This window comes from Peribacillus frigoritolerans (assembly GCF_004358755.1).
In the GTDB taxonomy this organism is placed as follows: domain Bacteria; phylum Bacillota; class Bacilli; order Bacillales; family Bacillaceae; genus Bacillus_P.
The window spans coordinates 572,403-590,955 of record NZ_SMZY01000002.1 but is presented as its reverse complement, the minus strand read 5'-3'; the positions used below and the strand labels follow the sequence as shown (position 1 = coordinate 590,955).

At 42.0% G+C, this 18,553-nt stretch carries 23 protein-coding genes and 1 riboswitch; of the genes, 17 read left to right on the top strand and 6 right to left on the bottom strand.

What is annotated here, in order from left to right; all coding sequences use genetic code 11:
• Nucleotides 1-184: 184 nt before the first annotated feature.
• The 8 genes from ssuE (at nt 185) to E2R53_RS10345 (ending at nt 6,718) form a co-directional block, all read left to right on the top strand.
• The gene (gene ssuE, locus E2R53_RS10380; RefSeq protein WP_165970954.1) at nt 185-739 is read left to right on the top strand and encodes an NADPH-dependent FMN reductase; all 555 of its coding nucleotides are present in this window, start codon (nt 185-187) and stop codon (nt 737-739) included.
• A 23-nt stretch (nt 740-762) separates the two neighbouring features.
• The gene (locus E2R53_RS10375) at nt 763-924 is read left to right on the top strand and encodes a YezD family protein (protein ID WP_133311686.1); all 162 of its coding nucleotides are present in this window, start codon (nt 763-765) and stop codon (nt 922-924) included.
• 103 nt (nt 925-1,027) lie between these two features.
• Nucleotides 1,028-2,194 (top strand): LLM class flavin-dependent oxidoreductase, encoded by a 1,167-nt coding sequence (locus tag E2R53_RS10370; protein WP_133311685.1) that lies wholly within the window; start codon nt 1,028-1,030, stop codon nt 2,192-2,194.
• A 15-nt stretch (nt 2,195-2,209) separates the two neighbouring features.
• Nucleotides 2,210-2,980, top strand: coding sequence for an ABC transporter ATP-binding protein (locus tag E2R53_RS10365; protein ID WP_133311684.1), 771 nt, complete (start codon nt 2,210-2,212; stop codon nt 2,978-2,980).
• Nucleotides 2,981-2,996: 16 nt separating this feature from the next.
• Complete coding sequence (locus E2R53_RS10360; protein ID WP_133311683.1) at nt 2,997-3,842, top strand: ABC transporter permease; 846 nt, start codon at nt 2,997-2,999, stop codon at nt 3,840-3,842.
• An 18-nt stretch (nt 3,843-3,860) separates the two neighbouring features.
• Nucleotides 3,861-5,204 (top strand): LLM class flavin-dependent oxidoreductase, encoded by a 1,344-nt coding sequence (locus E2R53_RS10355; protein WP_133311682.1) that lies wholly within the window; start codon nt 3,861-3,863, stop codon nt 5,202-5,204.
• A gap of 26 nt (nt 5,205-5,230) precedes the next feature.
• Complete coding sequence (locus E2R53_RS10350; RefSeq protein WP_133311681.1) at nt 5,231-6,250, top strand: aliphatic sulfonate ABC transporter substrate-binding protein; 1,020 nt, start codon at nt 5,231-5,233, stop codon at nt 6,248-6,250.
• A 66-nt stretch (nt 6,251-6,316) separates the two neighbouring features.
• Nucleotides 6,317-6,718, top strand: a complete 402-nt coding sequence (locus tag E2R53_RS10345; RefSeq protein ID WP_133311680.1) for a hypothetical protein — start codon at nt 6,317-6,319, stop codon at nt 6,716-6,718.
• Nucleotides 6,719-6,764: 46 nt separating this feature from the next.
• Here E2R53_RS10345 and E2R53_RS10340 read toward each other — a convergent pair whose 3' ends face one another.
• Nucleotides 6,765-7,778, bottom strand: coding sequence for an aliphatic sulfonate ABC transporter substrate-binding protein (locus tag E2R53_RS10340; RefSeq protein WP_133311679.1), 1,014 nt, complete (start codon nt 7,776-7,778; stop codon nt 6,765-6,767).
• 349 nt (nt 7,779-8,127) lie between these two features.
• Between E2R53_RS10340 and E2R53_RS10335 the strand changes: the two genes are divergently transcribed.
• Nucleotides 8,128-8,403 (top strand): DUF2325 domain-containing protein, encoded by a 276-nt coding sequence (locus E2R53_RS10335; protein WP_286166139.1) that lies wholly within the window; start codon nt 8,128-8,130, stop codon nt 8,401-8,403.
• Between the two features lie 149 nt (nt 8,404-8,552).
• A riboswitch (SAM riboswitch) is annotated at nt 8,553-8,661 on the top strand.
• Nucleotides 8,662-8,758: 97 nt separating this feature from the next.
• Nucleotides 8,759-8,911 carry a Fur-regulated basic protein FbpA gene (gene fbpA / locus E2R53_RS10330; RefSeq protein ID WP_206197386.1) on the top strand — a complete coding sequence of 51 codons (153 nt, stop codon included), beginning with the start codon at nt 8,759-8,761 and terminating at the stop codon, nt 8,909-8,911.
• Nucleotides 8,912-8,963: 52 nt separating this feature from the next.
• Here the strand turns inward: fbpA and E2R53_RS10325 are convergent, their stop codons facing one another.
• Together E2R53_RS10325 and E2R53_RS10320 are read right to left on the bottom strand one after the other, a co-directional pair.
• Nucleotides 8,964-9,878 (bottom strand): anti-sigma factor family protein, encoded by a 915-nt coding sequence (locus tag E2R53_RS10325; protein WP_133311676.1) that lies wholly within the window; start codon nt 9,876-9,878, stop codon nt 8,964-8,966.
• Nucleotides 9,879-10,391 carry an RNA polymerase sigma factor gene (locus tag E2R53_RS10320; protein WP_133311675.1) on the bottom strand — a complete coding sequence of 171 codons (513 nt, stop codon included), beginning with the start codon at nt 10,389-10,391 and terminating at the stop codon, nt 9,879-9,881.
• 223 nt (nt 10,392-10,614) lie between these two features.
• Between E2R53_RS10320 and E2R53_RS10315 the strand changes: the two genes are divergently transcribed.
• The 4 genes from E2R53_RS10315 (at nt 10,615) to E2R53_RS10300 (ending at nt 14,100) form a co-directional block, all read left to right on the top strand.
• Nucleotides 10,615-11,556, top strand: coding sequence for an ABC transporter ATP-binding protein (locus tag E2R53_RS10315; RefSeq protein WP_133311674.1), 942 nt, complete (start codon nt 10,615-10,617; stop codon nt 11,554-11,556).
• Complete coding sequence (locus tag E2R53_RS10310; RefSeq protein WP_133311673.1) at nt 11,553-12,509, top strand: ABC transporter permease; 957 nt, start codon at nt 11,553-11,555, stop codon at nt 12,507-12,509. Before E2R53_RS10315 ends, E2R53_RS10310 begins: the two co-directional genes overlap by 4 nt.
• 98 nt (nt 12,510-12,607) lie before the next feature.
• Nucleotides 12,608-13,438: an STAS domain-containing protein gene (locus tag E2R53_RS10305; RefSeq protein WP_206197373.1), complete on the top strand. Its 831-nt coding sequence runs from the start codon at nt 12,608-12,610 to the stop codon at nt 13,436-13,438.
• Between the two features lie 98 nt (nt 13,439-13,536).
• Entirely contained in the window at nt 13,537-14,100 is a 564-nt protein-coding gene (locus E2R53_RS10300) for an MEDS domain-containing protein (protein ID WP_165970953.1), read from the top strand.
• 36 nt (nt 14,101-14,136) lie between these two features.
• Here E2R53_RS10300 and E2R53_RS10295 read toward each other — a convergent pair whose 3' ends face one another.
• A complete protein-coding gene (locus E2R53_RS10295) occupies nt 14,137-14,538 on the bottom strand; it encodes a hypothetical protein (protein ID WP_133311670.1) in 402 nt (133 codons plus the stop codon).
• 115 nt (nt 14,539-14,653) lie between these two features.
• Between E2R53_RS10295 and E2R53_RS10290 the strand changes: the two genes are divergently transcribed.
• The 3 genes from E2R53_RS10290 to E2R53_RS10280 all read left to right on the top strand — a co-directional run bounded on the left by E2R53_RS10290 (nt 14,654) and on the right by E2R53_RS10280 (nt 17,088).
• Complete coding sequence (locus tag E2R53_RS10290) at nt 14,654-15,388, top strand: class I SAM-dependent methyltransferase (protein WP_133311669.1); 735 nt, start codon at nt 14,654-14,656, stop codon at nt 15,386-15,388.
• Between the two features lie 75 nt (nt 15,389-15,463).
• Nucleotides 15,464-16,468 (top strand): LLM class flavin-dependent oxidoreductase, encoded by a 1,005-nt coding sequence (locus tag E2R53_RS10285; RefSeq protein ID WP_133312250.1) that lies wholly within the window; start codon nt 15,464-15,466, stop codon nt 16,466-16,468.
• On the top strand, nt 16,465-17,088 hold the full coding sequence (locus E2R53_RS10280; RefSeq protein ID WP_133311668.1) for a peptidylprolyl isomerase: 624 nt from the start codon (nt 16,465-16,467) through the stop codon (nt 17,086-17,088). Before E2R53_RS10285 ends, E2R53_RS10280 begins: the two co-directional genes overlap by 4 nt.
• 29 nt (nt 17,089-17,117) lie before the next feature.
• Here the strand turns inward: E2R53_RS10280 and E2R53_RS10275 are convergent, their stop codons facing one another.
• Together E2R53_RS10275 and E2R53_RS10270 are read right to left on the bottom strand one after the other, a co-directional pair.
• The gene (locus E2R53_RS10275) at nt 17,118-17,330 is read right to left on the bottom strand and encodes a hypothetical protein (protein ID WP_133311667.1); all 213 of its coding nucleotides are present in this window, start codon (nt 17,328-17,330) and stop codon (nt 17,118-17,120) included.
• Nucleotides 17,331-17,464: 134 nt separating this feature from the next.
• Nucleotides 17,465-18,514: a lactonase family protein gene (locus tag E2R53_RS10270; RefSeq protein WP_133311666.1), complete on the bottom strand. Its 1,050-nt coding sequence runs from the start codon at nt 18,512-18,514 to the stop codon at nt 17,465-17,467.
• Between the last annotated feature and the right edge of the window lie 39 nt (nt 18,515-18,553).

The following is an 18,553-nucleotide window of genomic DNA, read 5'->3' as shown; positions in this document are numbered from 1 at the left end:
ATTTATTATTGGATAAATTTATAAAAAAATATAAAAACCTAGTTGACTTATCGGATTAATGTATTATAAAATACAGACAATTAAAAAAATAAATGATTTGCTAATCGGAAAACCGAAGGCTCCAGGTCTCGCTTTACAGCGAGAATTGGGGCTTTTATGCATATCAGGGAAAGGGTGTTTAAACATGAGTTATCTCGTTGCCATTTCTGGTAGTCCATCGGCAGAATCAAGATCTTCTACTCTAACAAGCTATTTGCAGAGGGAAGCTGAGAATAAGGGAGTTCAAGTTGAAGAAGTTTCCGTTCTTGATTTTGACCCTGAAGTTTTGATTCACGGCAAGTACGATCATCCGTCCATTTTGGAGTTTACAGATAAACTGAAAGGAGCAAATGGTGTGATTATCGTGTCGCCTGTTTATAAAGCTTCTTATTCGGGCGCTTTAAAAACCCTGCTTGATCTTCTTCCGCAGGATATTTTGAAGAATAAACCTGTTTTTCCGTTGATGGTAGGAGGAAGCGGAGCGCATTTACTGGCGATTGACTATTCATTGAAGCCTCTGCTTGCTGCTTTAGGTGCACAGACCATATTGAAGGGAGTCTATTTATTAGATAAATATGTGGATAAGGCCGATTTTGAAAATCCAATTAATGAGCTTGAGGTTCAGTCGAGAGTAACCTTGCAATTTAATCAGCTTTTAGAAATTGCTTCGAATTTACGGAGTGCTGCCAAATCGAATTAATCGGAACAGGGAGGAAAAAGCGGATGGCAAATTTAAACGAGTCAAAGGTTCAGCAAATTTTAACCGCTCTGAAAAAAATCAATTACGGCTCTGTGCTCATTACTATACACGAGGGGGAAATTACGCAGCTGGACAGTACGGAAAAAAACAGGTTTGTTAACCCAAAACCTGTTAAACATTCATAAGTGCCTGACAGTCATTCGACCGGTCATCCGGAGAAGACACGAATTCTATTTATAGAACGTGTCTTTTTTTAATGGAATAAAGAATGGAAGGGATGGATGAGTTTTGAGTGAAACAAGAAAGGAAATTGAATTTGGATGGTTCATACCTACAACTGGCGACGGAAACTACATTGGAGTGAAGCCTGAGAGAGAATCAACGGCAGAGTACATGATTGAGGTTGCGAAGACAGCAGAAATGGCAGGTTTTACATTTGCGCTGATTCCAACGGGAGGATCTTGCCTTGATGCCTGGATTGTCGGATCCATGATTGCCTCCCATACCAGAATTCTAAAACCTTTAGTAGCGATGCGTCCGGGATTAATTGAGCCGGTGCTTGCAGCAAGGATGGCGGCAACTTTGGACGTTTTATCAAAGGGAAGAGCTTTAATCAACATTGTAACAGGGGGCTCTCCCGATGATTTAAAGGCAACAGGAGACCCTTTGGCAAATCATCATGACAAACGCTATGACAGAACTCTTGAATTTTTGCAGGTCATAAAAGGACTTTGGGAAAACCAAATAGCTGGAGAAGGAAATGAATTTTTAGCAGCGCATGCCAAAAGCAGCGACAGAGGACTTTTTTTCAAGGGAGAGTATTATGCGATTGAAAATGGAGCAAGTCAGCCTTCACCTATTCAGAAACCGTATCCCCCTATTTATTTTGGAGGCAGCTCGCCTGCGGGAAAACGCACTGCTGCTGAAACAGCTGATGTTTACCTTATGTGGACCGAACCGCTCGATTGGATCAGGGAGCAAATTAATGAGGCAGAGCGTCTGGTAAAAAAGGTGAATGAAGAAAAAGGGCTGAATCGCAGTCTCCGTTATGGACTGAGAGCACAGGTTCTTGTAAGAGAAACGGAGGAGGAAGCGTACCGTGCTGCATGGGAAATCATCAGCAAAGTGGACCAGCGTGCAATTGATCAATCCAATCAGCGTTTCACACGCACAGATGCAACCAATCAGAAGAGACAGAATCTGCTGAGAGCGCAGTCAGTTGATCAGGATTATTTTGCAGGGCCAAATTTATGGACCGGTCTTTCTAGTGTCAGGGGCGGTGGCTCAATGCTGCTTGTCGGTACCCCTGATCAAGTGTCTGACCGCATTCTGGAATATGCTGATCTCGGCATTTCTTCCTTTATTTTATCCGGGTACCCCAACCTTGAGGAAGCAGAGATAACTGGTGAGCTGCTTTTGCCGCTTGTCAAAGCAAAGCTGAAAGTAAAAGCGTAAAGAAAGGAGACCGCTATGGCATTACTTAAAATTCATGACTTAAATAAACGGTTTGAAACTGAAAAAGGACAGACTCATGCGCTGAAAGATATCCAGCTTTCGGTAAAAGACGGTGAATTTATTACGATCATCGGTCCAAGCGGATGCGGGAAAAGCACTTTGCTGAAAATAATTGCGGGACTTGATACTGATTTGTCCGGCAGTGTTCAGATTGAGGATGAAGAAGTAAAAGGACCGAGCATTGACAAAGGATTTATCTTTCAGGAACCGAGACTTTTTCCGTGGTATACGGTTGAGAAAAACATAGCAGCGAATTACTCGCTGCATGAAAGAGAGACGTGGAAAAAAGTTAAGGATTTGATACAGCTAGTAAAGCTGGATGGATTTGAAAAGGCCTACCCTAAGGAGCTCTCAGGCGGAATGGCGCAGCGTGCTGCGATTGCAAGGGCCCTGCTTCGAAATCCAAAAGTGCTTCTGCTCGATGAGCCCTTTGGAGCGCTTGATGCTTTTACACGATCTCATATGCAGGAGGTTCTTCTTGATATTTGGCAAAAGAACCGGACTACGATGCTCTTCGTCACACACGATATTGATGAAGCAATCTACCTCGGGGACAGGGTCGTCATCATGAATGCCAGACCGGGTTCCATACGAAAAATCGTTAGGATTGATCTCCCGCATCCAAGGAAAAAAACAAGCCGATCCTTTCAGGAATACCGGCAGCTGATATTGAATGAGTTTGAAAAATCGGAAGAGCTTGAGCTTGTGGACAGCGCAGGTATCTAGTGGAGGTGAAAAGGAAATGAGTCAAAAAGCTTTATGGATTTTCGCACCGGCCGTCAAACAGAGCCAAAAAAACAGCATAACAAAACAAGGGAAGAGAAAGGCTCAAGCCGGAGCCTTTGTGAGAGGGTTATTGTTTCCTGCTGCCGTTCTTGCCATTTGGGAGCTAGCAGGTTATCTTGGCATCATTTCTCAGACCCTGCTTCCGAGGCCTACGGACATTTTTGTGTCATTTACCGATCTGCTGTTAACAGGCAATCTGCTTTATCATTTTCAGGTCAGCTTACTCCGTGCTTTGGGGGGATTTCTGATTGGAGGTACACTAGGTCTTCTTGCAGGTCTTCTTGTTGGCTTTTCTAGTAAAACAGAACAGATAATTGACCCGACCATGCAGATGCTGCGCACCATTCCGACACTTGCTGTGATTCCTCTGTTTATTTTGTGGTTTGGGTTCGGGGAGGTTTCCAAGCTGCTTTTAATTGCCAAGGGGGCTTTTTTCCCTCTTTATGTAAATACCTTTCTTGGCATCAGGAGTGTAGATACAAAAATGTTTGAAGTAGCCAAGGTGCTTGAGTTCAGCAGGTGGAAGCAAATTAAAAATTTGGTGCTGCCTTCAGCCCTTCCTAATATTCTGCTTGGCTTGCGTCTAGCTCTCGGTGCAGCCTGGCTTGCCTTGGTAGCTGCTGAGCTAATGGGATCGAGTGAAGGAATCGGCTATCTGATTACAGATGCCAGACAATTTTCTCAAACAACTGTCGTTTTCGTGGGAATTATCATTTTTGCTGTTTTTGGAAAGGCTTCAGATTCATTTGTACGTTTTTTCGAGAGAAGACTGCTTAAATGGCGGGACAGCTATAAAGGTTAATATTTAAGGAGGATTATAATGGCGGAGCTGAAAAAGGGGATGCATTTGAATTTGTTTCTGACAAGCATGGGGCATCATGAGGCAGCATGGAGGCATCCATCCTCTGATATAGGACGGATCCATGATATCAACTATTATCGTGAGATTGTTCAAAAGGCAGAAGCAGCAAAGCTTGATTCTATTTTTCTGGCAGACAGGTATTCTGTTTCTAAACAAGCGGTTAAATACGGGGAGCTTGGTGGCGGAGGAATAGAACCTCTAACTCTCTTATCAGCTCTTGCGGCAGTAACAGAGAAAATCGGCCTGATTGCCACCGTATCCACCTCTTTTAATGAACCATTTAACGTGGCAAGAAGGTTTTCATCTCTTGACCATATCAGCAAAGGAAGAGCCGGATGGAATGTCATTACTTCAGGAACAGATGAGGAGGCGCTCAATTTCAATATTGAACGTATTCCTCCTCATGCAGAAAGATACAGTCGGGCTAAAGAATTTATAGAAGTAGCCATCAAGCTTTGGGACAGCTGGGAAGAGGGAGCACTTGTAAAAGATAAAGCTTCAGGCATTTATGCTGATAACGATAAAGTGCATGAAATTCATCACAAAAGCAATTACTTTTCGGTAAAAGGTCCTTTGAACAGTTCACGTTCTCCTCAAGGTCATCCTGTTATCGTCCAGGCTGGCTCCTCAAAGACCGGAATTGATTTTGCCGCACAATATGCTGAAGCCATTTTTACCGCTCAGCAGTCGCTGACAGAAGCTAAAGGATTTTATCAAGCTTTAAAAGCAAAGGCTCTTGAATATGGCCGCTCGCAAAATGAAACGATTATTCTTCCAGGGATTTGCCCGATTATCGGCAAAACAGAAGCGGAAGCAAAAGAAAAGGAAGCCATGCTGCATGAATTAACGAATACGGAGTACAGCCTGATCCAGCTTTCAAACCGAATTGGCATTGATTTAACTGGCTATCCGCTTGATGAACCGCTGCCAAAGCTTCCTGACATCAGCAATATACAGGGCCATAAAAGCAGGACACAGCTGATTGTGAGTTTAGCAGAAAAAGAGCACCTATCACTTAGAGAACTGCTCCTTCGTCTGGCAGGAGGCCGCGGTCATTTCACGATAGCCGGAACAGCTGTGCAGGTCGCAGATGAGCTGGAATTGTGGTTTAAAAATGGTGCAGCAGATGGTTTTAACATCATGCCTCAGCTTATGAGTGAAGGTTTTGATGATTTTATCCAGCTCGTAGTGCCGGAGCTTCAGCGAAGAGGCCTTTTCAGGACGGACTATGAGAGTGATACATTGCGGGGGAATCTGGGACTTTCGTTTTCGAAGAGTGATGAAAAAATACAAAACTATTAATCGTTTATCAGAGAGGAGCATGTTTAATGAAATCTGCAGCCAGCCTTGGAAAATGGGGAGTTTTATTAAGTTTACTAATGATCATTCAGCTTTTTCTTACAGGGTGCGGCTCAGAAACCGGCTCTGCTGAAGAAGAAAAAGTCAATTCTTCAGGCAAAAAAACAGTGGTGCACATTGGTGTTCAGGGAAGTACGGGGATTTTGCCTTATGCACGGAATAAAAAGTCGTTTGAGAAGGCTTTTGAAAAAGCAGGAGCAACAGTAGAGTGGCATGAATTTGCAAGCGGTCCGCCTCATTTTGAAGCTCTTGCTTCAGGAAGACTGGATTTTGGGGCAACTGGCGGAACACCTCTGATTGCAGGACAATCAGGAGGCGTTGATTTTAAAGCGATTGCGGTAACTACAGACGGCAAAAAAGGAAACTCAATCGTTGTTCCAAAAGGAAGTCCAATCAAAGACCTAAAGGATTTAAAAGGGAAGAAGATTGCAGTAGCAAAAGGAAGCAGTGCTTATAATTTCTTATACATGGCGCTTGAGCGGGCAGGAATAAAAGATGAAGACATCAAACTCGTTCAGCTGCAGCCGGATGAAGCACGGCCCGCTCTTGATAATGGCTCCATTGATGCATGGTCAACATGGGAACCGTACGTGACAACAGCCGTATTTCAAACGGGGGCGGAGGTCCTTGTCAGCGGTGAAGACTTAAATATTAACGCACCTGGTTTTCTGATTGCCCGTACAGATTTTACAGATGAGCACCCGGAACTGACCGTTCTCTTTTTGAAAACATATGAAGAAGTCAGGAAGCACTTTACTGGTAATCTGGATGAAGCAGCGCGGGAAATAGCTGATTCAGAGGGAGTCGAAGTTGACATCATTTCAACTGTGCTCAAAAATTCAACCCCTATTTTATCGCCAGCAACAGACGAATTTAAACAAGCGCACCAGGATCAGGCAGATTTTCTTTTTGAAGCAGGCGGCATAAATAAAAAACTAGATACATCTGAAGTCATAGATAATCGGTTCATTGAAGAAGCCCTTAAATAAATGAATGCCAGAAAAAGAGAATGCTGTTCTGCATCCTCTTTTTTCTGCATAAATGGAGGTAGACCAATGAGGGAACTATTATTTATTATTGGCCCATTAATAGGTGAACGGAAAATGAAACCATTTTCCACCCGCTTCACTGAAAAAGGTTTTATGGTAAAATCAATCTATCTTTGTGATTTTCACCCCGATATTCTTTTTAACCCGCAGTACGGTCATCCGAAACTCCGTCAATTAATAGATGGAATCATCTCCTCAAGAGTTGTTATTCTCGCTGTTCCCAAACAGTGCCTGCCTTCTTGTTATGCGATGAAGTCCATCCTTGAAGCTTTGCCGGCAGAGATCTTTGAAGGAAAGCTGCTGCTGCCTGTGTTTTCACCTGCAGAGCAGAAAGAAGACATTCCGGAAAAGATTTTGCATCTGATAAGCTGTTTTCATGAAGCAAATATTATAGAAGAAAGCAGATAAACACCCTCCTTTTCATGATGAAAGAGGCTGATTTTTTTAGATTGGTTTACTCATATTCCTTTAGAACCTTCTCAATGAATGAATTATCCACTACTTCTGAAACGTCCAGTTCTTTTTTCAGGCCTCCGAGTTCAAGCAGAAGATCAGCAGTAGTTTGCTGTTCATGCATGATGCTCTCATCAATAGGGGTGTTCGCAGGGACAGAGTTTTCAAGGACTCTTTGTATTACTTCTTTATCTGTGTTCTTAAGTTCAGAATAAATCGCTATCGCTTCTTCCTTGTTTTCATTTTGCCATCTCGTTGCTTTCTCCGTTACTTTTAAGTAAAGTTCAACAAGCTCAGGGTGTTCCTCGGCAAATTGAGTCCGAACGATTTGAAAACCGGGGCTGAAAGTGCCGATTGCTTCTCCGTTTGAAAGAATTCTTGCTTCATTCTTTACAGTCTGTATGGATTGATAAGGCTCCCAAATCGCCCATGCATCTACTTTATGCGTTTCAAAAGCAGCCTGCGCTTCATCAGGCTGAAGCTGAATGATTTCAATTTCAGATGGTTCTATGTTTTCATTTTCCAGGAAGCGGTAAAGCAATCCAAATGCACTGCTTCCCTTAGCAACCGCTACTTTTTTCCCTATTAAATCCTCTGGTTTTTGAATAGGGCTGTCTTTATGCACAAGAATAGCATCCCCTTTTTCACCGGTGCTCGCTGCTGCGATTTCCTTAAACGGGATATCAGCACCCTGGCCGGACAGGACCGGAATGTTGCCGACTCTCCCAAAATCAAGCCTTCCTGAAGCGATAGCTTCAAAATAGGAGGGACCGCTTTGAAATTCGGCCCATTTAACTTTTGCGCCTGCCTTCTCAAATTCTTCCTCAAACCACCCTTTATGTTTGGCGAGCAAAATAGGCCAGATACTCTGCTGAATGCCAATCGTGACGGTGATCTCCTCATTCTTTGATTCACTATTCTCTGTTGAACCAGCTGATTTAGACCCGCAGCCTGTTAGAAAAATTGTCACCATTAAGAAAATTAAAAGCCCTGTTAGTCGATTAGTTCCTTTCATCTTTATCCCCCCAATAGTTAAGTTGATATTTAGAAACCCATTTTCACTTCCTTTTCTCCGCTGAAACAGGAAAGGCCCTATCTAATAGCAAAAAGATGCTGTTAGACAGGGCCTTCGGTTGACAGATCGGCTTATGTATTATGAAGATATATTCATGTTAATATTTACTATTCCGATTTGTCAAGTATGATTTATTTTTAAACCTTATTGACGAGTCTGAATAGTCGGAATAAAATAATAGAAATAATACGTCGACCAGACGCTGGAGGCTTTCGTTCCTGTTTAATAAACAGACAGAATGAAAGCCTCTTCGTCTAAAAAAAGGAGGATTCTTTTATGGAAGTATTTGATGATTGCAGGCGGAGATCGCATTGAGCCCATCGTGGAGAGACTTCAGCAGCAAGGGTTTATGGTGATAACTCACCTTGACGGCAGAAAACCAAAGATGATGATCAAGGAGATCCCAAGAAAGGTAGATGTTGTTCTGATCCTCACTGATTACATTAGTCATAATCTCTCCATTATTGTAAAAAAGAAGGCTCAGGAGAAGTCCATTCCGGTTTATTTCTCCAAGCGTTCATGGACCTCCATTTCCTGTGAGTTAAAAAAAATCAAAACAGCATAGGTTAATTATGCATTAAAACCAACTTGACGCATAGGATTAATTAGTATTAAAATATAAATTAAAACATGGCTGATCGGTCATCCGAAAGCTCATACCTATTCAGGTATGGGTTCTTTTTGTGAATGACACTTACGTCATAATAGTAATTCTTCTTATCAAGAGAGACGGAGGGAATGGCCCGATGAAGTCTCAGCAGCAGCTTTTATGTCCAGAAGACTGTGCTAAATCCATCAAGCTCTGATGCTTGGAAGATGAGAAGGGGCACGTTCATTTTTAATGAACCCTCTTCTTTGTAAACAGAAGGGGGTTTTTGGTACCCCTATACTAAGAAAAAGGGGTGTCTGAATTGGGAAACATGATTCGTCAGGCAATCGAAAAAAGAAAAAAACATCTCATTAGCAAACTGCTCAGCAACGGTATTTATAAGAAAAATGATTTGCATTTATTTGAGCTGACCTTAACAGAGCTTGAAGAGGAATTCAAGCGGGTTTTAAAAATGCAAAATTAAGAAAATCCCTGATCATCTATTGGTGATCAGAGATTTTCTGTGTGTTTCTTATTTATTGGTCGAGTTCTAAAATCCGCATCGGATCAAATTCTGCAAGTTCAGCTCCTTCCGGGGGAGAAGCATTAAACAGTTTGTGATCTTTTTCTACTTCAATAACCTTGAATTCAATCAGCTTAGGTCCATCATCATTCGGCAATTTTTTCCCATTCTCTATTCTGTATTCATTGATGATCCAGTTTGTTTCTTTATCAAACCAGTACTCTGCGATCCATCCATCATCAAACGTAATTTCGTACATATCTGCTTTGCGTCCCACATAGGTCGTTTCCCCAAGGTGCTTAATTTGGCTGGGATCTAAATCTTTAAAGATATCTTGTGTCATTTGTGAAATGGTTCCGTCTAATGGTTCTGATGTGTATATATTTTTTTCTTTGAAATAGGTTATTCGTACACTTCCATCTGAGACTTCAAAGTTGCCGTTTGCATATTCATTCCGATTTTTTTGTCCTGATTCATATGTGATCATTTTGTTGCCATTCGGCGTTTCTTTTACGGTCCGAATAACCAGTTCCGTATCCTTCTTCTTCTTTTTATCTTCATCCTTATGCTCAAGCGGTTTGTCCATTTCTAAAAACTTGTCACCGATTAACTCATTGAGCGCTCTTTCTATCGCTGCTTTGACCGGAGGTGTGTTCCAGGCTGCAAGACACAGGATGAAAAGGGATGCACAAATGAGTGCTGCACGTTTTAAGTATTTATATGGATTTGGCTTTTGCTTTTTCTGCTGAGGGAGAATGATGGCTTCATTTTCAAGAATGATGTCCAATGCTTCTTCAAGCTGCAGAAAGTGTTCAAAGGTATCTGAGCATTCCTCGCATTCTTCAATGTGTTCAAGCAGGGCATCCTGTTCCGTCTCTGACAGCTGATCAAAGATCAGAATTTTTTCCTGGCATGTTATGCAGTTCATTTAGAGCACCCCCTTACTTTTAAGAGCGTCCATTAATTTCTTGCGGCCCCTAAATACTCTTGTTTTTACTTTTGCAAGGGAAATTTTAAGGCTAGAAGCTATTTCTTCATATGAACGGCCTTGATTTCTTAAGATGAGAATATTCTTTGTTTCCTGATCAAGCGTCTGAAAAACTTCTTTAACCTCGCCGATCATTTCTTTCGACAGAAATGCCCGTTCCGGTGTTTCATTGTCGATGCTGATGTGGTGCTTGTATTCTTCACTCACATGTAAAACCGTATCCTGATTGCGTTTCAGTTTCCGCAGATGATCATAGGTTGTGTTTTTTGAAAGTATGGTAATCCATGCTTCGATATTTTCAGGATATTCTCTCTCTTTGTCGGAAAAGTACCGAAAGATTTTAATTGAAGCATCTTGAAGGATGTCATCGACTAGAGAAGGATTCTTGATTAACTTCCTGATGGTCCTCTCCATTCGGGGACGGTGCGCTTCAATCAGCTTTTCAACATTCACTGGTTCCAATCTCCCCACCCTTTTTCCTTACTGAATTGACGTCGCGTAATGACATTAGTTTCAAAAATATGTAAAATTATTCATAAAAAAATCAAACCTCTGTCATTATAACAAAGGACAGCGTGTACTCATGAAATTATTTTATAATAATGGAAACTTTTTCCCCTCTTATTCGTATTACATTTGAATACATAAATCGGCAGAAAGAAATGAGGTCTAAAACATGACGCAGTATGCACTTGAAGTGCAGTCTCTGACAAAGAAAATCGGCAAAAAAACAATCGTGGATGATGTCAGCTTTCAAGTTGAAAAAGGGGAAATCTTCGGTCTGCTTGGTCCTAATGGCGCGGGAAAAACAACGATTATCCGCATGATTGTCAGTCTGATCAACCGCACTGGCGGGGATGTGATCATTAATGGCCATAATATCGATGATTCCTTCAAGGAAGCAATGAGCGAGATAGGCGCAATCGTTGAGAACCCGGAGTTTTACAAGTATATGAGCGGATTAAAAAACATCCGTCATTATGAACGGATGGCCGTAAAAGATATTTCAGAAGAACGCAGAAACGAAGTCATTGAACTTGTAGGACTTGAGAACGCGATGCAGCAAAAGGTAAAAACGTATTCGCTTGGCATGCGCCAGCGGCTTGGAGTTGCACAGTCTTTATTGCATAATCCGTCTGTGTTGATTTTTGACGAGCCGACAAACGGTCTCGATCCGCAGGGAATCAGAGAGTTCAGAGATTATTTGCGCAGACTCGCAAACGAAGGGATCTCTGTGCTTGTTTCATCCCATCTGCTATCAGAAATGCAGCTGATGTGCGACAGGTTCGCCATAATTGAAAAAGGAAAATTGATTCACATTTCATCCATGCATGATTCAATGGAAGAAAGTCAGGAAATGACACGCGAGGTTGTTTTTGAAGTAAGCGACAGCTCTCAAGCGGCCATTCTCATTAAAGAAAATGGCTTATATGAAGGTGTGATGGAAGCAAAGGGCGACCAGCTTAAGCTTCATTTGGACAAGGAAAAGACGATGGCCATTAATCAGCTGCTCGTTTCAAGCGGAGTCGGCGTATACGGAATCACAAGCCATAAAGCAACACTTGAAGACCGCTTTTTAGAGCTGACGAACAATGTGAAAAAGGAGCAAATGCTATGATTGGACTCATACAAAATGAATGGATGAAAATCTTTTCAAAGCTGTCCAGCTGGATTTATCTTATTTTACTAGCAGTCCTCGTATTTGGAGCTGCTTTTATCGACTATAAGTTTTCAGAGAAACCGAGTGATAACTGGCGCCAGGATGTTCAGGCAGAAATCACGCAGCTGCAGCAGGATATGAAAGAACTGCCGGAAGAGGAACAGGAATGGCAGCAAATGCAAATTGGGGAAAAGCAGCTGTATTTGCAGGAAGATATTAATCCTAATGCCAAAAGCACCTGGCATTTTCTAAATAACATCGTCTTTATGATGACGTCTGTCGTTACATTGTTTGCGGTCATTGTGTGCAGTGCAAATGTGGCATCTGAATTTTCGGACGGCACCATCAAGCAGCTGTTGATCAGACCGCATAGAAGATGGAAGGTATTGCTTTCTAAATACATCGCAGCGACGCTTTACACGCTTCTTCTTTTGCTTGTGCTGCTGACTGCCGGGTATTTAGCAGGTCTGATCCTGTTTGGTGCAGGAGATTTTGGTGAAAGAATGTTTGAAATGTCGATGGAAGGTCAAATGAACCCTGAAAACATCGTGGCTGTAGGCGATCAGGCTGTGCTGAAACTGCTTTATTTCCTGCCGAGTCTATTCATCGTAACAGCGATTGCTTTTATGCTTTCGACTTTATTTAAGAGTCAGGCACTTGCAGTCGGCATCGGGATTTTTGTTCTGTTTTTCTCATCGACCATCGGAGGAGTCATTCTTTTCTTGGCTGAAAAATACACATGGACGAAATTTTTAATCTTTCCGCACATGGATCTGACCGTGTATGCCTATCAGGATAAGATCCTTGAAACCATTACGCTGCCAATCTCATTGCTTATTTTGGCCATTTATTATGCGATCTTTATGACGATAACTTTCCTGTATTTCCAGAAAAGAGATATCAGCATATAATTTTCCACCAAAAAAGAATCAATTCATTTGGTTCTTTTTTGGTTTATAGAGTAAAATAGAGAACAGATAAGAGTGGAGAAATCAGGAGGAGAAATATCGTGCACAGAAATCAGAAATTCTATAACTATTTGCAGCAGCGGGCACATCATTTAACGGAAGAATGGTATGACTCTCTGGATAAATCCAAAACAGGCGGCGTATACACCTCAAATGACCCTGAAGTTATTAAAGCTTTGAAGGCACAAAACCAGGAATTTCATCAAAGATTTATTCAGGTTTTTGCTGAGGAAGAAAAGGAATTTATGGAGCTGTTTGAAGAATGGATCGAGAAAATCGCTAAAGACGGCGAGCATTTAAGTACCCCGATTCAGTTTATTATAAAAGAATTTATGAGAACGCGCAGTCAGTATTTAGATGAAGTCAGTACATTTGCACGTCTTCATCCCGAGGATTACACTCAAGAGCAGTTTCATGCCTGGAAAGATTTAATCGTGAGAGCGCATGACAGGGTTATTTATCATTTTGTTGAAGAGACCCAAAAAACAGCTGACCGTCAATTAAAAGCTCAGCAGGAAATGATTTATGAGCTCAGTTCACCAGTTATTAAACTTCAGGATGATACAGCCTTGCTTCCGCTTGTTGGAGATATTGACACAGCCCGCGCTAAAATGGTTCTTGAAAACACATTAAAGCAATGTTCTGAAAAAAGAGTGTCTCATTTGTATATCGATTTATCTGGTGTAGTGATGATTGATACGATGGTGGCACATCAAATTTTCCAATTGATTGATGCTCTGAACCTGATCGGCATAAAAACAACATTGTCCGGTATTCGTCCTGAAATCGCGTTAACATCTATGCAGCTCGGACTGACGTTTGATAATATTTCCATAAAATCGACACTATCCCAGGCGCTTGCAGCTAAATAGGCTCTTTTAGGACATAAATTAATAATGTCTGCGAACAGTCTAGGGGGATCTTTGTTTCTCAAGATAAAATGTTAAGAGCCCATTAAGGGGAAATGTACTTGAAACAAAAAATAGATCAGTTCACAAAAGATTTAATGCAAGCAGAAGGCGGACATATCCTGTATTACATTCATAACCAAGAACGATATCTTGAAAATATTGTTGCTTATATTGTGTCCGGAGTGGAACAGGGAGATCGTGTTTTTGTCATAGAAAATGAAAGATTGTCACCTGCCATTATCAGTAAATCCAAACAGCTTCTGTCTGAAGAACAGTTAGCTAAAGTTCACTTCATAAACAATTTTGATTTTTATAGTCTGCATGGTGAGTTTAATTCAATGAAAATCACCGATTACTTTTCTTCTATTGTTAATCCTTATTTAGAGGCTGAAGATTCTATTCGGACATGGGCCCATGTAGAATGGGGAAAAGTCAACGATGTGATAAAGACCATTGGCGATTACGAAATGAATGCAAACAAAACGGTTTCTGAAATGGGGATTATTTCTGTTTGCGCCTATGATGCTGAAAGAGTTCCTGAAGAATTGAAAGAAACCTTAATGATTAATCATGATTTTTTCATGACGGATGATGATATCTTTGAACTTTCAAAAACAGAATAAATAAAAACGTTAAGAGCGGAGAGTAAATCTCCGCTCTTATTTTTTGTATTGAAAGGCAGCCGTTTCAATCTTAGCTAAAATCGTGGTTACTTTGCCGTTCAGCTCTTTTTCTTTGACAGGTATGACGCGCCAGCCTTGTTTATTGAGATACTTCCTTTTTTTCAGGTCCTCAATTTTGTCGGAATCCCGGTCGCAGCGGAGGGCAATCCGGTAATAGGGGAGCACTAAATCAAGCGTATAGGGTCCGCACTTTTCTTTAACCCGTACATAATAGCCATTGTTGCGGAGGGTATCATAGAGTCTGCGCTGCATTCTGCTTTCACACTTTTGAGCTTGATTCAAAAAGATTGTCTGATCCGCATTTACATGCAGATAAAAGAGGACTATAAATAATGGCAGCCATAAAAAGAATAAGAATATAAGTGTCACCTGTGTCATGCTTATCACCTCTGTCCATTAGCTTTCGCAAGTTCGGCATGAACCATTCTTTTAAAGGTTCATGGAAAATTATGAAAGTATTCATGGTAAAATGAAGAAAAAGGGAGGGGAAAGCTTGAAGCAGAACATTTACGATGATGAGACGTTTTTTGAGTACTATCAATCTCACCGCAAAACAGGGGTGACGTATAATGATTTTGTCGAACAGCCGGCGATGAAAGCTGCGCTGTCTGATCTTCATGGGAAAAGCATTCTTGACTTGGGCTGCGGGACAGGCGGCTTTGCGAAATATTGCGTCGTTCATGGTGCTTCTTCTGTTTTGGGAGTGGACCTTTCTGAAAAAATGCTGAAACAGGCCATCTTTGAAAATTCGCATGAAAAGATCGAGTATGTCTGTTCTTCTATCGAAGATTTTGAGGCAGAGGATGACTCATTTGACGTCATAATAAGTTCGCTTGCCTTTCATTACATTGAAGACTTTACGGAGCTGATCAAAAAAATAAGCAGATGGCTGAAACCCGGCGGCAAGCTTGTGTTTTCTGTTGAACATCCCGTTGTGACAGCTCGCTTAGAAATGAATAATTGGGTTATAGACAAAGATAAAAACAAACTCCACTGGGCATTCGACAATTATCAGGAAGAGGGAATACGTCAACAGGAATGGGTAATTAAGGGAGTCATTAAATATCACCGGACCCTTTCAACCATTGTCAATTCGGTTATCAAAGAAGGGCTTGTGCTGGAGGAATTAAGAGAGCCGCAGTCGATGCCAATCGGACTTGAGCGGCTGCCAAAGCTTGTAAATGAAAAGCGCAGACCTTCTTTTCTAATTGTACAAGCAGGAAAGTAAAAGCAAGAACGCTTCAATTTTCAGAAGATAAGCGTGTATAATAGAATCATCAAAACCAAGAAAGAAGTGGAAGGTTTGAAGCTGAGTATTTTAGATCAGGCACCAATTGCGCAGTCTGCTTCCCCGCAAGCTGCGCTGCAGGAATCATTGAAGCTTGCGCAGCTGGCTGAAAATACAGGCTACACCCGTTACTGGATTGCCGAGCATCATGATATGCCTGGACTTGCGTGTTCTGCGCCGGAAGTGATGCTCGGCTATATTGGTGCCGGAACACGTACGATCCGAATCGGTGCTGGTGCGATTTTGCTGCCGCATTATAAGCCATACAAAGTGGCTGAAACGTTTAATCTGCTTGCCGCTCTTTTTCCGGGAAGAATTGATCTTGGAATTGGAAGGGCTCCAGGGGGATCAGCTGAAGCAACAATGGCTTTGTCCGATAATTTTCTTGAGAACGTACGGACAATGCCGCAAAAATTGAAAGAACTGCTTTGCTTTTTACATAACGATTTTCCAGTTGAGAATATGTTCTCTAAGATTAAAGCTTCACCCATTCCAGCAGAGTCCCCTGAAGTCTGGCTTCTCGGCACAAGTGAAAAAAGCGGGAAGCTTGCTGCTCAATCAGGGATCGCATATGCATTCGGACAGTTTATGAGTGATAAGGACGGTGCGGAAATTCTGAAAGGATACCGGGATTCCTTCCAGCCGAAGTATGAACTGAAGCAGTCCAAATCCATTCTGACTGTAAATGCCGTTTGTGCAGAAACAGCAGAAAAAGCAAAAGAAATGGCAAGCAGCGCACATCTGTGGAGAATGCAGCAGCTGCAGGGAGTCAACAGAGGAGTCCCAACTATTGATGAGGCAAAGGCTTACACATACAGTCCTGAAGAGCAGAAAATGATTGAAGCAGCGGAGGCGAAGATGGTGATCGGAAATCCATCTGAAGTCAAAAAAAGGCTTTTGGACATCGAAAGAAAATACGGTGCGGACGAGCTGATGATTGTCACGATTACACACAGCTACGAGGATCGCCTCAAATCTTACAAATTAATCGCAGATGAAATGGGAGAGATGATGAAATGAAGAAATTAGGTTTTGTAATGATGACGCTGTTATTGCTTTTAATGGCAGCTTGCGGCAATGATGCAAAGGAGCAAAGTTCTGACAAACCTGCCAAGAAGGTTGAAAAGAATCCAATTGTCACAATTACAATGGAAAACGATAAGCAAATCAAAGTTGAGCTGTATCCGGAGATAGCGCCTAATACTGTGGCGAATTTCGTTTCGCTAATCAACGATAAATTTTATGATGGTCTGATTTTTCACCGCGTCATTCCTGAATTCATGATTCAGGGCGGCGATCCTGAAGGAACTGGAACAGGGGGTCCTGACTACGCCATTAAAGGGGAATTCAGTTCAAACGGATTTGAAAATCCGCTGAAGCATGAACGTGGAGTCATCTCTATGGCCCGTTCGCAGGCACCGGATAGCGCCGGATCTCAATTTTTCATCATGGTAGCTGACTATCCAAGTCTAGACGGCGAATATGCCGCTTTCGGAAAAGTAACAGAAGGCATGGATGTAGTAGATGAAATCGTAGCTGCACAAACAAATGGAGAAAAGCCAGTAGAAGATCAGAAAATGAAAACCGTAACCGTCGATACATTTGGCGAGGAGTACGGGGAGCCTGAGAAGGTGGAGTAGAGGAAAGCAGCGGGGATATTCCGCTGCTTTTATTTTCCCTTATTATGATCTTTTTCTTCATAAGGTGCTTCATGCTTGGTCTCGCTTATTGGAATTTCGTTCGAATAATGGCGGACAAGTCCATCGTCGATGTCATTGATGGGTGTATACTCATTGCTGGGCAGCTTGCGGTTTTTCCTGATGATTTTGTAGAGAGAAAAAGCGATGACACCAAGAATGACAGCGAGAAAGATGGTTTCCATTGAAGCACCTCCGTTAATAGTAATCTTCTTTAGTTTATTCGCTTAAGCGAGTTGACTTTCCTGCTCTGGATTAACCCTTAAAATAGAAAAAACCCCACTCTTATGCAACATACCATAAGAGTGGGGTTTTTCATTTATTGATTCAAAAATTTCACACAAACCGGATCTGGAACAGTTACATCTGATTGAAGCAGTGTAAGCGTGCCTGTTTCTGGGTTTCTTTCAAATAAAATAAGGCTGCTGCTTTCCTGATTTGAAGCAATTAAGAATTTCTCTGTCGGATCAAGGGCAAAATCACGTGGCCAGTTGCCTTCTGTTGAAGTGCGATCTACAAATGTCAGCTCGCCAGTGTCGCTGTTTGTGCTGAAGACGGCGATGCTGTCATGGCCGCGGTTGGCTGCATAAACGAATCTCCCGTCAGACGAGATATGGATGGCACTGCCCTGGTTATTTTCAGTAAAGTCATCCGGAATGGTTGAAATGTACTGTAATTCTTTAAAGCTGCCATCTTCTTTGTTGTAAGCAAGGACAACAACTTCATTGCTCAGCTCCGTCATGAGATAAGCGATTTTTCCGTTCGGATGGAACGTCATATGTCTTGGACCGGTTCCTGCCGTTAAATGAAGGCTGTGAATTTCGTTTAATTCGCCTTTATTTAATTCGTACGTGTACAGTTTATCTGTTCCCAAGTCGATGGCGGCCACGTATTTCTGATCAGGAGTAAAGCCTGCATAATGAGCATGAGGTCCATCCTGTCTTTCTTTGTTGGGGCCGTCTCCTACATGTTTTTTAATAGAGAGCGCGGGATAAAGAGTTTCACTGTCAGCGTTCATTTCATAAGACCCAATGGTTCCGTTGTGATAATTCGCTGCTACAACAAACTGATTCTCATCATTCACACTGACATGACATGGAGATGCGCCTTGAAGAAGCTGACGGTTCAATTCCTTCAATTCGCCTGTTTCCGTATTTCTTGAGTAAGCAACTACACCTCCTGCCTCCCCTTCATTGGCAACGGCATAAACAAAGCGGTTGTCCTTGCTGAGATTTAAGTATGTAGGGCTTCCAATGGCAGCAGCAACGCTGACTTCCCCCAGTTTTTTCTCGTCCGTATCAAGAGTGAACGAGTAAATTCCTTTGCTGTCCCCTTTTGTGTATGTACCGATATAGCCAGTATACTTCATCTTTTTTCCTCCTATTTAGTAGGTTTGCTTTTATTTTAG